Annotated in this window: 12 protein-coding genes; all 12 read left to right on the top strand. The window is 70.4% G+C overall.

Annotated features, from left to right (window positions below):
- Positions 1 to 67: 67 nt before the first annotated feature.
- The 12 genes from ACFYZ4_RS30655 (at position 68) to ACFYZ4_RS30600 (ending at position 12,404) form a co-directional block, all read left to right on the top strand.
- On the top strand, positions 68 to 610 hold the full coding sequence (locus ACFYZ4_RS30655) for a hypothetical protein (protein ID WP_319721116.1): 543 nt from the start codon (positions 68 to 70) through the stop codon (positions 608 to 610).
- Positions 611 to 737: 127 nt separating this feature from the next.
- The gene (gene pdxS, locus ACFYZ4_RS30650; protein ID WP_030706266.1) at positions 738 to 1,655 is read left to right on the top strand and encodes a pyridoxal 5'-phosphate synthase lyase subunit PdxS; all 918 of its coding nucleotides are present in this window, start codon (positions 738 to 740) and stop codon (positions 1,653 to 1,655) included.
- Between the two features lie 6 nt (positions 1,656 to 1,661).
- Positions 1,662 to 2,252 (top strand): pyridoxal 5'-phosphate synthase glutaminase subunit PdxT, encoded by a 591-nt coding sequence (pdxT, locus tag ACFYZ4_RS30645; RefSeq protein WP_351289659.1) that lies wholly within the window; start codon positions 1,662 to 1,664, stop codon positions 2,250 to 2,252.
- Positions 2,253 to 2,309: 57 nt separating this feature from the next.
- On the top strand, positions 2,310 to 3,062 hold the full coding sequence (locus ACFYZ4_RS30640; RefSeq protein WP_008740481.1) for a YebC/PmpR family DNA-binding transcriptional regulator: 753 nt from the start codon (positions 2,310 to 2,312) through the stop codon (positions 3,060 to 3,062).
- 119 nt (positions 3,063 to 3,181) lie between these two features.
- Positions 3,182 to 3,718, top strand: coding sequence for a crossover junction endodeoxyribonuclease RuvC (gene ruvC, locus ACFYZ4_RS30635; protein WP_351289661.1), 537 nt, complete (start codon positions 3,182 to 3,184; stop codon positions 3,716 to 3,718).
- Positions 3,715 to 4,347 carry a Holliday junction branch migration protein RuvA gene (gene ruvA, locus ACFYZ4_RS30630; RefSeq protein ID WP_384347146.1) on the top strand — a complete coding sequence of 211 codons (633 nt, stop codon included), beginning with the start codon at positions 3,715 to 3,717 and terminating at the stop codon, positions 4,345 to 4,347. Before ruvC ends, ruvA begins: the two co-directional genes overlap by 4 nt.
- Positions 4,348 to 4,446: 99 nt before the next feature.
- A complete protein-coding gene (ruvB, locus tag ACFYZ4_RS30625; protein WP_030706273.1) occupies positions 4,447 to 5,520 on the top strand; it encodes a Holliday junction branch migration DNA helicase RuvB in 1,074 nt (357 codons plus the stop codon).
- A 166-nt stretch (positions 5,521 to 5,686) separates the two neighbouring features.
- The gene (gene yajC / locus ACFYZ4_RS30620; protein WP_351289665.1) at positions 5,687 to 6,169 is read left to right on the top strand and encodes a preprotein translocase subunit YajC; all 483 of its coding nucleotides are present in this window, start codon (positions 5,687 to 5,689) and stop codon (positions 6,167 to 6,169) included.
- Positions 6,170 to 6,322: 153 nt separating this feature from the next.
- Complete coding sequence (gene secD, locus ACFYZ4_RS30615; RefSeq protein ID WP_351289667.1) at positions 6,323 to 8,116, top strand: protein translocase subunit SecD; 1,794 nt, start codon at positions 6,323 to 6,325, stop codon at positions 8,114 to 8,116.
- 3 nt (positions 8,117 to 8,119) lie between these two features.
- Positions 8,120 to 9,175 carry a protein translocase subunit SecF gene (secF, locus tag ACFYZ4_RS30610; protein ID WP_351289669.1) on the top strand — a complete coding sequence of 352 codons (1,056 nt, stop codon included), beginning with the start codon at positions 8,120 to 8,122 and terminating at the stop codon, positions 9,173 to 9,175.
- Positions 9,172 to 9,726 carry an adenine phosphoribosyltransferase gene (locus ACFYZ4_RS30605; RefSeq protein WP_351289671.1) on the top strand — a complete coding sequence of 185 codons (555 nt, stop codon included), beginning with the start codon at positions 9,172 to 9,174 and terminating at the stop codon, positions 9,724 to 9,726. The genes secF and ACFYZ4_RS30605 overlap by 4 nt, the downstream gene beginning before the upstream one ends.
- A gap of 236 nt (positions 9,727 to 9,962) precedes the next feature.
- Positions 9,963 to 12,404 (top strand): RelA/SpoT family protein, encoded by a 2,442-nt coding sequence (locus tag ACFYZ4_RS30600; protein WP_390785355.1) that lies wholly within the window; start codon positions 9,963 to 9,965, stop codon positions 12,402 to 12,404.
- Positions 12,405 to 12,413: the final 9 nt, after the last annotated feature.

The raw sequence follows: 12,413 nt of genomic DNA, 5'->3' as shown, positions 1-12,413 counted from the left end.
TTGAGGTCCCGCCGCCCGTCAGGGGCGATGGGGGCCGGGGCCCCGGGGAGCGGTAAGGTCGCGCAGCGTGATCGAAACCCTTGTCTGGATTGCCCTGGCTCTCGGAGTCGTCGGGGTCTACCTCAGCTGGACCGCCGGTCGGCTGGACCGGCTGCACTCGCGGATGGACGCCGCGCGGGCCGCGCTCGACGCGCAGCTCGTCCGGCGGGCCTCCGTGGTGCTGGAGGTGGCCACCTCCGGGGTGCTGGACCCCGCCTCCTCGCTGGTGCTGTACGAGGCCGCGCACGCCGCCCGGCAGGCCGAGGAGGAGCACCGGGAGGTCGCCGAGAGCGAGCTCAGCCAGGCGCTGCGGGCGGTCTTCGCCGACGCCGACCAGGTCGAGGTGCTGAAGGCGGCGCCCGGCGGGGCGCAGGCCACCGAGGAGCTGGCGGCGGCCGTCCGCCGCGTGCCCATGGCCCGCCGGTTCCACAACGACGCCGTACGGGCCGCCCGCGCGCTGCGCCGCCATCGCAAGGTCCGCTGGTTCAGACTGGCCGGGCACGCACCGTTCCCGCTGGCCTTCGAAATGGACGACGAACCCCCGGTGGATCTTGCCGACCGGCCCACCTAGGGCCGTGAGGGACAAATGAAGGAGCCACAGGCTCCACATTGGCCCTTGTAGTGGACTGACCCGTGAGGTTTCCTCGGGCAGGTAGTACCCGTCTTCCTTTCGAGTTCCCTTCGAGTGAGGTCAATCCGTGAGCACGCTTCCCACCTCCCCCCAGTCCGCTGAGTCGGCCATCGGCACCTCCCGCGTCAAGCGCGGCATGGCCGAGCAGCTCAAGGGCGGCGTGATCATGGACGTGGTCAACGCCGAGCAGGCGAAGATCGCCGAGGACGCGGGCGCCGTGGCCGTCATGGCCCTGGAGCGGGTGCCCGCCGACATTCGCAAGGACGGCGGCGTGGCCCGCATGTCCGACCCGAACATGATCGAAGAGATCATCGAGGCCGTCTCGATCCCGGTCATGGCCAAGTCCCGCATCGGCCACTTCGTCGAGGCCCAGGTCCTGCAGTCCCTCGGCGTCGACTACATCGACGAGTCCGAGGTCCTGACCCCGGCCGACGAGGTCAACCACTCCGACAAGTGGGCGTTCACCACCCCCTTCGTCTGCGGTGCCACCAACCTGGGCGAGGCCCTGCGCCGCATCGCCGAGGGCGCGGCCATGATCCGCTCGAAGGGCGAGGCCGGCACCGGCAACGTCGTCGAGGCCGTCCGCCACCTGCGCCAGATCAAGAACGAGATCGCCCGCCTGCGCGGCTACGACAACAACGAGCTGTTCGCCGCCGCCAAGGAGCTGCGCGCCCCGTACGAGCTCGTCAAGGAAGTTGCCGAGCTCGGCAAGCTCCCCGTCGTGCTGTTCTCCGCCGGTGGCGTCGCCACCCCCGCCGACGCCGCGCTCATGCGCCAGCTCGGTGCCGAGGGCGTCTTCGTCGGCTCCGGCATCTTCAAGTCGGGCGACCCGGCCAAGCGTGCCGCCGCCATCGTGAAGGCCACCACCTTCTACGACGACCCGAAGATCATCGCGGACGCCTCCCGCAACCTGGGCGAGGCCATGGTCGGCATCAACTGCGACACCCTCCCCGAGGCCGAGCGCTACGCCAACCGCGGCTGGTAGTCGGACATGACCACCCCCGTCATTGGAGTCCTGGCCCTTCAGGGCGACGTACGGGAGCACCTGATCGCCCTGGCCGCGGCGGACGCCGTGGCCAGGCCGGTCCGGCGTCCCGAGGAGCTCGCCGAGATCGACGCCCTGGTCATCCCCGGCGGCGAGTCCACGACCATGTCGAAGCTGGCCGTGCTGTTCGGCATGCTGGAGCCGCTGCGCGAGCGCGTGGCCGCCGGCATGCCCGTGTACGGCACCTGCGCCGGCATGATCATGCTCGCCGACAAGCTCCTGGACGGCCGTGAGGACCAGGAGACCCTGGGCGGCATCGACATGATCGTCCGCCGCAACGCCTTCGGCCGCCAGAACGAGTCCTTCGAGGCGAAGATCGACTTCGCGGGCATCGAGGGCGGCCCGGTGGAGGGCGTCTTCATCCGCGCCCCGTGGGTCGAGTCCGTCGGCGGCGCCGCCGAGGTGCTCGCCACGTACGACGGCCACACGGTCGCCGTCCGCCAGGGCAACGTCCTCGCCACCTCGTTCCACCCCGAGCTGACCGGAGACGACCGAGTTCACGCGTACTTCGTCGACATGGTGCGCGCGGGGCTGTAACGGCATCCCGGTAGGATCTGAGGCGAACATATTTGGTGACGCGAAGGAGACAGGCAGATGTCCGGCCACTCTAAATGGGCTACGACGAAGCACAAGAAGGCCGTGGTTGACGCCAAGCGCGGCAAGCTCTTCGCGAAGCTGATCAAGAACATCGAGGTCGCGGCCCGTATGGGCGGTGCCGACATCGACGGCAACCCGACCCTCTTCGACGCCATCCAGAAGGCCAAGAAGAGCTCGGTCCCGAACAAGAACATCGACTCCGCGGTCAAGCGCGGCGGCGGCCTCGAGGCCGGCGGCGCCGACTACGAGACGATCATGTACGAGGGCTACGGCCCGAACGGCGTCGCGGTGCTCATCGAGTGCCTCACCGACAACCGCAACCGCGCCGCCTCCGACGTCCGCGTCGCCATGACCCGCAACGGCGGCTCCATGGCCGACCCGGGCTCGGTGTCGTACCTGTTCAACCGCAAGGGTGTCGTCCTCCTGCCCAAGGGCGAGCTCTCCGAGGACGACGTCCTGGAGACGGTGCTCGAGGCCGGTGCCGAAGAGGTCAACGACCTCGGCGAGAGCTTCGAGATCATCAGCGAGGCCACCGACATGGTCGCGGTCCGCACCGCGCTCCAGGAGGCCGGCATCGACTACGACTCGGCCGACTCCAACTTCCTGCCGACCATGCAGGTCGAGCTGGACGAAGAGGGCGCGCGCAAGATCTTCAAGCTGATCGACGCGCTGGAGGACAGTGACGACGTGCAGAACGTCTTCGCCAACTTCGACGTCTCGGACGAGGTCATGGAGAAGGTCGACGCGTAACGCTGCCGCGAGCTGAGCGGTTCGGCGGGCTGGTAGGACACGTCCTACCGGCCCGCCGTCGTTGTCGGTGGCAGCGGATAGCCTGGCGGCACGTCTGATCGTGAGCTGGGGAGGGACGTGTGCGCGTACTCGGTGTGGACCCGGGACTGACGCGGTGTGGTGTCGGCGTCGTCGAAGGTGTCGCCGGCCGCCCCCTGACCATGCTCGGGGTGGGGGTCGTACGCACCCCCGCGGACGCGGAGTTGGGGCACCGGCTCGTCGCCATCGAGCAGGGCATCGAGGAATGGCTCGACACGCACCGGCCCGAAGTCGTCGCCGTGGAGCGGGTGTTCAGCCAGCACAACGTCAGCACCGTGATGGGCACCGCCCAGGCGAGCGCCGTCGCGATGCTGTGCGCCGCGCGCCGCGGGATACCGGTCGCCCTGCACACCCCGAGCGAGGTGAAGGCCGCCGTCACCGGCAGCGGCCGGGCCGACAAGGCCCAGGTCGGAGCGATGGTCACCCGGCTGCTGAGGCTGGCCGAACCGCCCAAGCCGGCGGACGCCGCCGACGCCCTCGCCCTCGCCATCTGCCACATCTGGCGGGCCCCCGCCCAGAACCGCCTCCAGCAGGCGGTCGCCCTGCACGCCTCAGGCTCGAAAGGCCGTACCCGATGATCGCCTTCGTCAGCGGCGCGGTCGCCGCGCTCGCCCCCACCCTTGCCGTGATCGAGGTCGGGGGAGTGGGCATGGCCGTGCAGTGCACGCCGAACACCATCGCCGGCCTGCGGATCGGGGAGCAGGCCCGGCTGGCCACCTCCCTGGTCGTACGGGAGGACTCGCTCACCCTGTACGGCTTCGCCGACGACGACGAGCGGCAGGTCTTCGAGCTCCTCCAGGGCGCGAGCGGGGTCGGGCCGAGGCTGGCGCAGGCGATGCTCGGGGTGCACAGCCCGGACGCGCTGCGGCTGGCCGTCTCCACGGGGGACGAGAAGGCGCTGGTGGCGGTGCCCGGCATCGGCAAGAAGGGCGCGCAGAAGCTGCTGCTGGAGCTGAAGGGCAAGCTGGGCGCTCCGCTGGGCGCGAGCGGGCTGGTGGGGGCGCAGCGGGCCGTGGCCAGTGGGCCCGCCCCGTGGACGGAACAGCTGTCCGCCGCGCTGATCGGGCTGGGCTACGCGTCGCGCGACGCGGAGGAGGCCGTCTCGGCGGTGACGCCGCAGGCCGAAGCCGCCATTGCCGCCGGCGGTTCGGCCCCGGTTCCGCAGCTCCTGCGAGCCGCCCTCCAGTCCCTGAACCGAGCCCGCTAGCCGCGCGCCGCCGCCGCGCCTCAAGGATCGGGGCTCCGCCCCGGAAGCGTGCCCGCGGGCGACCGACCACCGCACGAACCGATAAGGCAGAGTGACACCGTGAACTGGGACGACGAGACCAACGCAGACGAGAGCGAGCGACTCGTCGCGGCCTCGGCCGACGGGGAGGACACCGCCGTGGAGGCGGCGCTGCGGCCCAAGGACCTCGGGGAGTTCGTCGGCCAGGAGAAGGTCCGCCAGCAGCTCGACCTGGTCCTCAAGGCGGCCCGGCAGCGCGGGGCCACCGCCGATCACGTCCTGCTCTCCGGCGCGCCCGGCCTCGGCAAGACCACGCTGTCGATGATCATCGCGGCCGAGATGGGCGCGCCCATCCGCATCACCTCCGGCCCCGCCATCCAGCACGCCGGCGACCTCGCCGCCATCCTGTCCTCCCTCCAGGAGGGCGAGGTCCTCTTCCTCGACGAGATCCACCGCATGTCCCGGCCCGCCGAGGAGATGCTGTACATGGCCATGGAGGACTTCCGCGTCGACGTGATCGTCGGCAAGGGCCCCGGGGCCACCGCGATCCCGCTGGAGCTGCCGCCCTTCACCCTGGTCGGCGCCACCACCCGGGCCGGACTCCTGCCCCCGCCGCTGCGGGACCGCTTCGGCTTCACCGGGCACATGGAGTTCTACGCCCCCGAGGAGCTGGAGCGCGTCATCCACCGCTCCGCCCGCCTCCTCGACGTGGAGATCGACACCGACGGCGCCGCCGAGATCGCCGGGCGCTCCCGCGGCACCCCCCGCATCGCCAACCGTCTGCTGCGCCGCGTCCGCGACTACGCCCAGGTCCGGGCCGACGGTGTGATCAACCGCGAGGTGGCCGGTACCGCCCTCCAGGTGTACGAGGTGGACGCGCGCGGGCTCGACCGGCTGGACCGGGCCGTCCTGGAGGCGCTGCTGAAACTGTTCGGCGGCGGCCCCGTCGGGCTGTCCACCCTCGCCGTGGCCGTGGGCGAGGAACGGGAGACCGTCGAAGAGGTCGCGGAGCCCTTCCTGGTCCGCGAGGGCCTGCTCGCGCGCACCCCCCGGGGACGGGTCGCGACGCCCGCCGCATGGGCTCACCTGGGGCTCGTCCCGCCGCAGCACGGTGGGAGTGGATCAAGCGGACAACAGGGCTTGTTCGGGGCCTGACGGCGCGGAGGTTCGCCCCCTCAGGAACTGCGGTGCCATGCTGGGCGTTGTTCCATCGGTGCGGACTCGCCTAGACTCCGCCGATGCCGACCCTTCGGGTCGGTATGCCCACCCCCCGTAGAAAAGGCCGCCGTCCGCGTGCGGTCGTGCGAAGGATCTCCGTCCCGTGAATCTCGTGACACTCCTCCCGTTCATCGTGCTCATCGGGGCGATGTTCCTGATGACCCGCTCCGCGAAGAAGAAGCAGCAGGCAGCCGCGCAGATGCGCGACCACATGGCGCCCGGCACCGGGGTCCGCACCATCGGCGGCATGTACGCCACGGTGAAGGAGATCGGTGACGACACCGTCACCCTCGAGGTGGCTCCCGGCGTCCACGCGATCTTCGCCAAGAACGCCATCGGCGCCGTTCTCGAGGACGCGGAGTACAACCGCATCGTCCACGGCATCACCGATGACGTGACCACCGACACGCCGGTCGTCCCGGACGACGCCTCCTCCCTCACCGAGGAGCCGAAGGCGGACCTCACCAAGGACAAGGTCGAGGGCGAGGACGAGGCTCCCAAGCTCGACCTGGGCAAGAAGGACGGGGCCGAGGGCGACGAAGAGCCCAAGGACGGCAAGACCGACGGCGAGGCCGGCGCGAAGTAGCGCGCGGCCGGGGACCGTGGGAACGCCAGACCGGCGGCCGCCGCGGTCCCCGTCAGTGACACTTCTGCGGGGGGCAGGGGTCCCCACCACACATTTCGTGGCCGTCCGCGCGCTGACCCGGCGCGGGGCGGTTGGACAGGGAGAAACGACAAGGTGGCAGCACCGAAGAAGGGCCGGCGGCCCACGGGGGCTCAGGGGAGGCCGGGGCGTGCCCTGGCGATCATCCTGATCGCGATGGTGGCGCTCACCGCGGGGATGTTCATCTCCAAGCAGACGACTCCCCGGCTGGGCATCGACCTCGCCGGCGGCACGAGCATCACGCTCAAGGCCAAGAGCGAGCCCGGCAAAGAGAACGCCATCAACGAGACCAACATGAACACGGCGGTCGGCATCATCGACCGCCGCGTCAACGGTCTCGGCGTGTCCGAGGCGGAGGTCCAGACCCAGGGCCGCGACCACATCATCGTGAACATCCCCAAGGGGACGAACGAGCAGCAGGCGCGCGAGCAGGTCGGCACGACCGCCCAGCTCTACTTCCGCCCGGTCATCGCGTTCGCGGACGGCACCCCCGTCGCGCCCGAGGGCACCCAGAGCCCGAACCCGAGCCCCTCCGCGAGCGGCTCCGGTGCCCCCAAGGCCGAGGGCGACAAGAAGGCCAGTCCCTCCGCCACCCCGTCGTCCAGCGCCACTTCCCAGGGCCGTGCGCTCAGCGAGGCCCTCAAGGCCCCGGCCGCCACCGCCACTCCCTCGCCCTCGGCGAGCGAGTCGAAGAAGGCAGACGACACCAAGGCTCCGTCGCCGTCCGCGTCCGCTCCCGCGACGGGTGACGACGCGGCCGCCGCCGACCTGCAGGCCAAGTTCGCCGCGCTCGACTGCACGGACGAGAAGCAGCGCGCCGCCATCAAGGGCGCCAAGCCCACGGACCCGACGCTCGCCTGCGGTCAGCGCGGCGGAGCCTGGGGCAAGTGGGTCCTGGGCCCGGCCGCCGTCGAGGGCAAGGACGTGAAGAGCGCCAAGGGCGTCATCGACCCGCAGTCGGGTCAGTGGATCGTCACGATGGACTTCAACGACCGCGGTTCCGACGCCTTCGCGAAGGTCACCGGCGAGCTCGCGGCCAAGCAGATGCCGCAGAACCAGTTCGCCATCGTGCTCGACGGCGACGTGGTCTCGGACCCGTCCGTCAGCCAGGCGATCATGGGCGGCAACGCCCAGATCTCGGGTGGCTTCACCCAGCAGTCCGCGCAGGACCTGGGCAACATGCTCTCGTACGGCGCCCTGCCGCTCTCCTTCAGCGAGGACAGCGTCACCACCGTCACCGCCGCGCTCGGCGGCGAGCAGCTGCGGGCCGGCCTGATCGCCGGTGCCATCGGCCTGCTGCTCGTGGTGATCTACCTGGTGGTGTACTACCGGGGCCTGGCGTTCGTCGCCATCCTGAGCCTCCTGGTCTCCGCGGTCCTCACCTACACGATCATGGCGCTGCTCGGCAAGGGCATCGGCTTCGCGCTGAACCTGCCCGCGGTCTGTGGCGCGATCGTGGCGATCGGCATCACGGCGGACTCGTTCATCGTGTACTTCGAGCGCATCCGCGACGAGATCCGCGAGGGCCGCACCCTGCGTCCGGCCGTCGAGCGGGCCTGGCCGCGCGCCCGGCGCACGATCCTGGTCTCCGACTTCGTGTCGTTCCTCGCCGCCGCGGTGCTGTTCATCGTGACCGTCGGCAAGGTGCAGGGCTTCGCCTTCACCCTGGGTCTGACCACCCTGCTCGACGTGGTCGTGGTGTTCCTCTTCACCAAGCCCATCATGACGCTGCTGGCCCGCACGAAGTTCTTCGCCAGCGGTCACCCGTGGTCCGGGCTGGACCCGAAGCGGCTGGGTGCCAAGCCCCCGCTGCGCGGTTCCCGCCGTACCGGTTCCGCCCCCGCCCCCGTCGAAGCAAAGGAGGCGTGAGAGATGTCGAAGCTGGGAGATCTCGGCGCCAAGCTGTACCGCGGTGAGGTCGGCTACGACTTCGTCGGCAAGCGTTTTCTCTGGTACGGCGTTTCCATCCTGATCACCATCACGGCGATCGTGGCCCTGGCGGTTCAGGGTCTCAACATGGGCATCGAGTTCAAGGGCGGTGCCGTCTTCACCACCCCGAAGACGACCGTCTCCGTGGCCAAGGCGACGGAAGCCGCGGAGAAGGCCTCGGGCCACGACGCGATCGTCCAGGAGCTCGGCACCGGCGGCCTCAGGATCCAGATCTCCGGTCTGGACACCGCCGCCGCGACCGACGTCAAGAAGGTCCTCGCCGCCGACCTCAAGGTCACCGAGGCCGACATCAACGCCGACCTGGTCGGTCCCAGCTGGGGCGAGCAGATCGCGAACAAGGCCTGGACCGGCCTGGGCGTCTTCATGGTCCTCGTGGTGATCTACCTGGCCATCGCCTTCGAGTGGCGGATGGCCGTCGCCGCGCTGATCGCCCTGATCCACGACCTCACGATCACCGTCGGCGTGTACGCGCTCGTCGGCTTCGAGGTCACGCCGGGCACGGTCATCGGTCTGCTGACGATCCTCGGTTACTCCCTCTACGACACCGTCGTCGTCTTCGACGGTCTCAAGGAGGGCTCGAAGGACATCACCAAGCAGACCCGCTGGACGTACAGCGAGGTCGCCAACCGCAGCATCAACGGCACCCTGGTCCGCTCGATCAACACCACGGTCGTCGCGCTCCTCCCGGTCGCCGCGCTGCTCTTCATCGGCGGCGGCTTCCTGGGCGCCGGCATGCTGAACGACATCTCGCTGTCGCTGTTCGTCGGCCTCGCGGCCGGTGCGTACTCCTCGATCTTCATCGCGACCCCGCTGGTCGTGGACCTCAAGGAGCGCGAGCCGGCGATGAAGGCCCTGAAGAAGCGGGTGCTCGCGAAGCGGGCGGCCGCGGCGGCCAGGGGCGAGTCCCCGGACGACGGCTACGCGTCCGAGGACGAGCCGCAGGTCGTGGCGCAGGGCCGGCCGGGGCGGCGGCGTTGACCGCGCCGCTGTCCGAGGACGTACGGGCCCTGCTGCTCGCACGGATCAAGGACGTCCCGGACTACCCCAAGCCGGGCGTGATGTTCAAGGACATCACCCCGCTGCTGGCCGACCCTAAGGCCTTCGCGGCCCTGACGGACGCGCTGGTGGAGCTGGCCGGACGGTACGGGGCGACGAAGATCGTCGGACTGGAGGCGCGGGGGTTCATCCTGGCGGCTCCGGTGGCCGTGCAGGCCGGTATCGGCTTCGTGCCGGTGCGCAAGGCCGGGAAGCTGCCGGGTGCGACGCTCGCGCAGTCGTACGAGCTGGAGTACGGCACCGCGGAGATCGAGGTCCACGCGGAGGATCTGGCGGCGGGTGACCGGGTCATGGTCATCGACGACGTGCTGGCCACCGGTGGTACCGCCGAGGCCTCGCTCTCGCTGATCCGGCGGGCCGGGGCCGAGGTCGTGGGCGTGGCGGTCCTGATGGAACTGTCGTTCCTGCCGGGGCGGGCCAAGCTGGCGCCCGCGCTGGACGGGGCTCCGCTGGATGCGCTGATCGTGGTCTGACCTCTTTTCTCGCCGAGCGGCGGGTATCCGGGACATCCCGGGTGCCCGCCGCTTTCCTTTCCGGGTGCAGGCCGGTTGCCGGGGGCCAGCCCCCGGACCCCCGGCAGCGGCGCCGCACGCGGAACGGGCTCGCGGAACGAGGGGGCCGAACCCTCGCTACCATGGGTTGTCCGGACCGGACACGGGCACCGGATCCTCCCCCACCTTCGTCCGGGGGGACCCCCAGAGGAGCGCTCTTGCCAGACGAGGTCCAGCCAATCTCCGCCGCGCAGCCCGACCCGAAGGCCGAGCCGGCCACGGCGGTTCCCGCTACGCCCCCGCCGCCCCCGCCGGCTCCGCCGGCCCCGCCGGTCAAGCCCGCGCCGGCGAAGTCGGCCGGCTCCTCGAACCGGGTGCGCGCCCGTCTCGCCCGGCTCGGCGTGCAGCGCTCGAACCCGTACAACCCGGTGCTGGAGCCCCTGCTCCGCATAGTCCGCAGCAACGACCCGAAGATCGAGACGTCGACGCTGCGCCAGCTCGAACAGGCCTACCAGGTCGCCGAGCGCTGGCACCGCGGCCAGAAGCGCAAGAGCGGCGACCCGTACATCACCCACCCGCTCGCGGTGACCACCATCCTCGCCGAGCTCGGCATGGACCCGGCCACCCTGATGGCCGGTCTGCTGCACGACACCGTCGAGGACACCGAGTACGGCCTGGAGGACCTGCGCCGCGACTTCGGCGACGCCGTGGCCCTGCTCGTCGACGGCGTCACCAAGCTGGACCGGGTGAAGTTCGGCGAGGCCGCCCAGGCCGAGACGGTCCGCAAGATGGTCGTGGCGATGGCCAAGGACCCGCGCGTCCTCGTCATCAAGCTCGCCGACCGGCTGCACAACATGCGCACCATGCGCTACCTCAAGCGGGAGAAGCAGGAGAAGAAGGCCCGCGAGACGATCGAGATCTACGCCCCGCTGGCGCACCGGCTGGGCATGAACACGATCAAGTGGGAGCTGGAGGACCTCTCCTTCGCGATCCTCTACCCGAAGATGTACGACGAGATCGTCCGCCTGGTCGCCGAGCGGGCGCCCAAGCGCGACGAGTACCTCGCCGTCGTCACCGACGAGGTGATGGTCGACCTCAGAGCCGCCCGCATCAAGGCCACCGTCACGGGCCGGCCGAAGCACTACTACAGCGTCTACCAGAAGATGATCGTCCGCGGCCGCGACTTCGCGGAGATCTACGACCTGGTGGGCATCCGCGTCCTCGTCGACACCGTCCGGGACTGCTACGCCGCCCTCGGCACCGTGCACGCGCGCTGGAACCCGGTCCCCGGCCGGTTCAAGGACTACATCGCGATGCCCAAGTTCAACATGTACCAGTCGTTGCACACGACGGTCATCGGGCCCAGCGGCAAGCCCGTCGAACTGCAGATCCGCACCTTCGACATGCACCGCCGCGCCGAATACGGCATCGCCGCGCACTGGAAGTACAAGCAGCAGACCGTCGCGGGGACCTCCAAGGTCCGTACCGACGTCCCGCAGGCCGCCAAGGGCAGCGCCGGCCAGGACACGGTCAACGACATGGCCTGGCTGCGCCAGCTGCTGGACTGGCAGAAGGAGACCGAGGACCCGGGCGAGTTCCTCGACTCGCTGCGCTTCGACCTCTCTCGCAACGAGGTCTTCGTCTTCACCCCCAAGGGCGACGTCATCGCGCTGCCCGCCGGCGCCACCCCCGTGGACTTCGCGTACGCCGTCCACACGGAGGTCGGCCACCGGACCATAGGCGCCAGGGTCAACGGCCGGCTGGTGCCGCTGGAGTCCACGCTCGACAACGGCGACCTGGTCGAGGTCTTCACCTCGAAGGCCGAGGGTGCGGGCCCGTCCCGCGACTGGCTGGGCTTCGTCAAGTCCCCGCGGGCCCGCAACAAGATCCGCGGCTGGTTCTCCAAGGAGCGCCGCGACGAGGCCATCGAGCACGGCAAGGACGCCCTCGCGCGGGCCATGCGCAAGCAGAACCTGCCCATCCAGCGCATCCTCACCGGCGACTCGCTCGTCACCCTCGCGCACGAGATGCGCTACCCCGACATCTCCTCCCTGTACGCGGCGATCGGCGAGGGCCACGTGGCCGCGCAGGGCGTCGTACAGAAGCTGGTGGCGGCCCTCGGCGGCGAGGAGGCCGCCAACGAGGACATCGAGGAGTCGATCCCGCCGGCGCGCGCCCGCAGCAAGCGGCGCAGCAATGCCGACCCGGGCGTCGTCGTCAAGGGCGTCGACGACGTGTGGGTCAAGCTGGCCCGCTGCTGCACCCCGGTCCCGGGGGACCCGATCGTCGGTTTCGTCACCCGCGGCAGTGGCGTATCGGTTCACCGGGCGGACTGCGTCAACGTGGACTCCCTCTCCCAGGAGCCCGAGCGGATGCTGGAGGTCGAGTGGGCCCCCACCCAGTCCTCGGTCTTCCTCGTCGCCATCCAGGTCGAGGCGCTGGACCGGTCCCGGCTGCTGTCGGACGTCACCCGGGTCCTCTCGGACCAGCACGTCAACATCCTCTCGGCGGCCGTCCAGACCTCCCGCGACCGGGTGGCCACCTCCCGGTTCACCTTCGAGATGGGCGACCCCAAGCACCTGGGCCACGTCCTGAAGGCCGTACGGGGCGTCGAGGGCGTCTACGACGTCTACCGGGTGACCTCCGCACGCAGGCCGTAGGATCATCCG

The organism is Streptomyces sp. NPDC001513 (genome assembly GCF_042894695.1).
Lineage (GTDB): Bacteria > Actinomycetota > Actinomycetes > Streptomycetales > Streptomycetaceae > Streptomyces.
This window is presented reverse-complemented; position numbering and strand designations above follow the sequence as displayed.

Excerpts from the sequence above, each read along its gene's own strand:
- ruvA (WP_384347146.1), top strand. The coding sequence starts at position 3,715 with ATGATCGCCTTCGTCAGCGGCGCGGTCGCCGCGCTCGCCCCCACCCTT.
- ACFYZ4_RS30640 (WP_008740481.1), top strand. The coding sequence starts at position 2,310 with ATGTCCGGCCACTCTAAATGGGCTACGACGAAGCACAAGAAGGCCGTG.
- secF (WP_351289669.1), top strand. The coding sequence starts at position 8,120 with ATGTCGAAGCTGGGAGATCTCGGCGCCAAGCTGTACCGCGGTGAGGTC.
- pdxT (WP_351289659.1), top strand. The coding sequence starts at position 1,662 with ATGACCACCCCCGTCATTGGAGTCCTGGCCCTTCAGGGCGACGTACGG.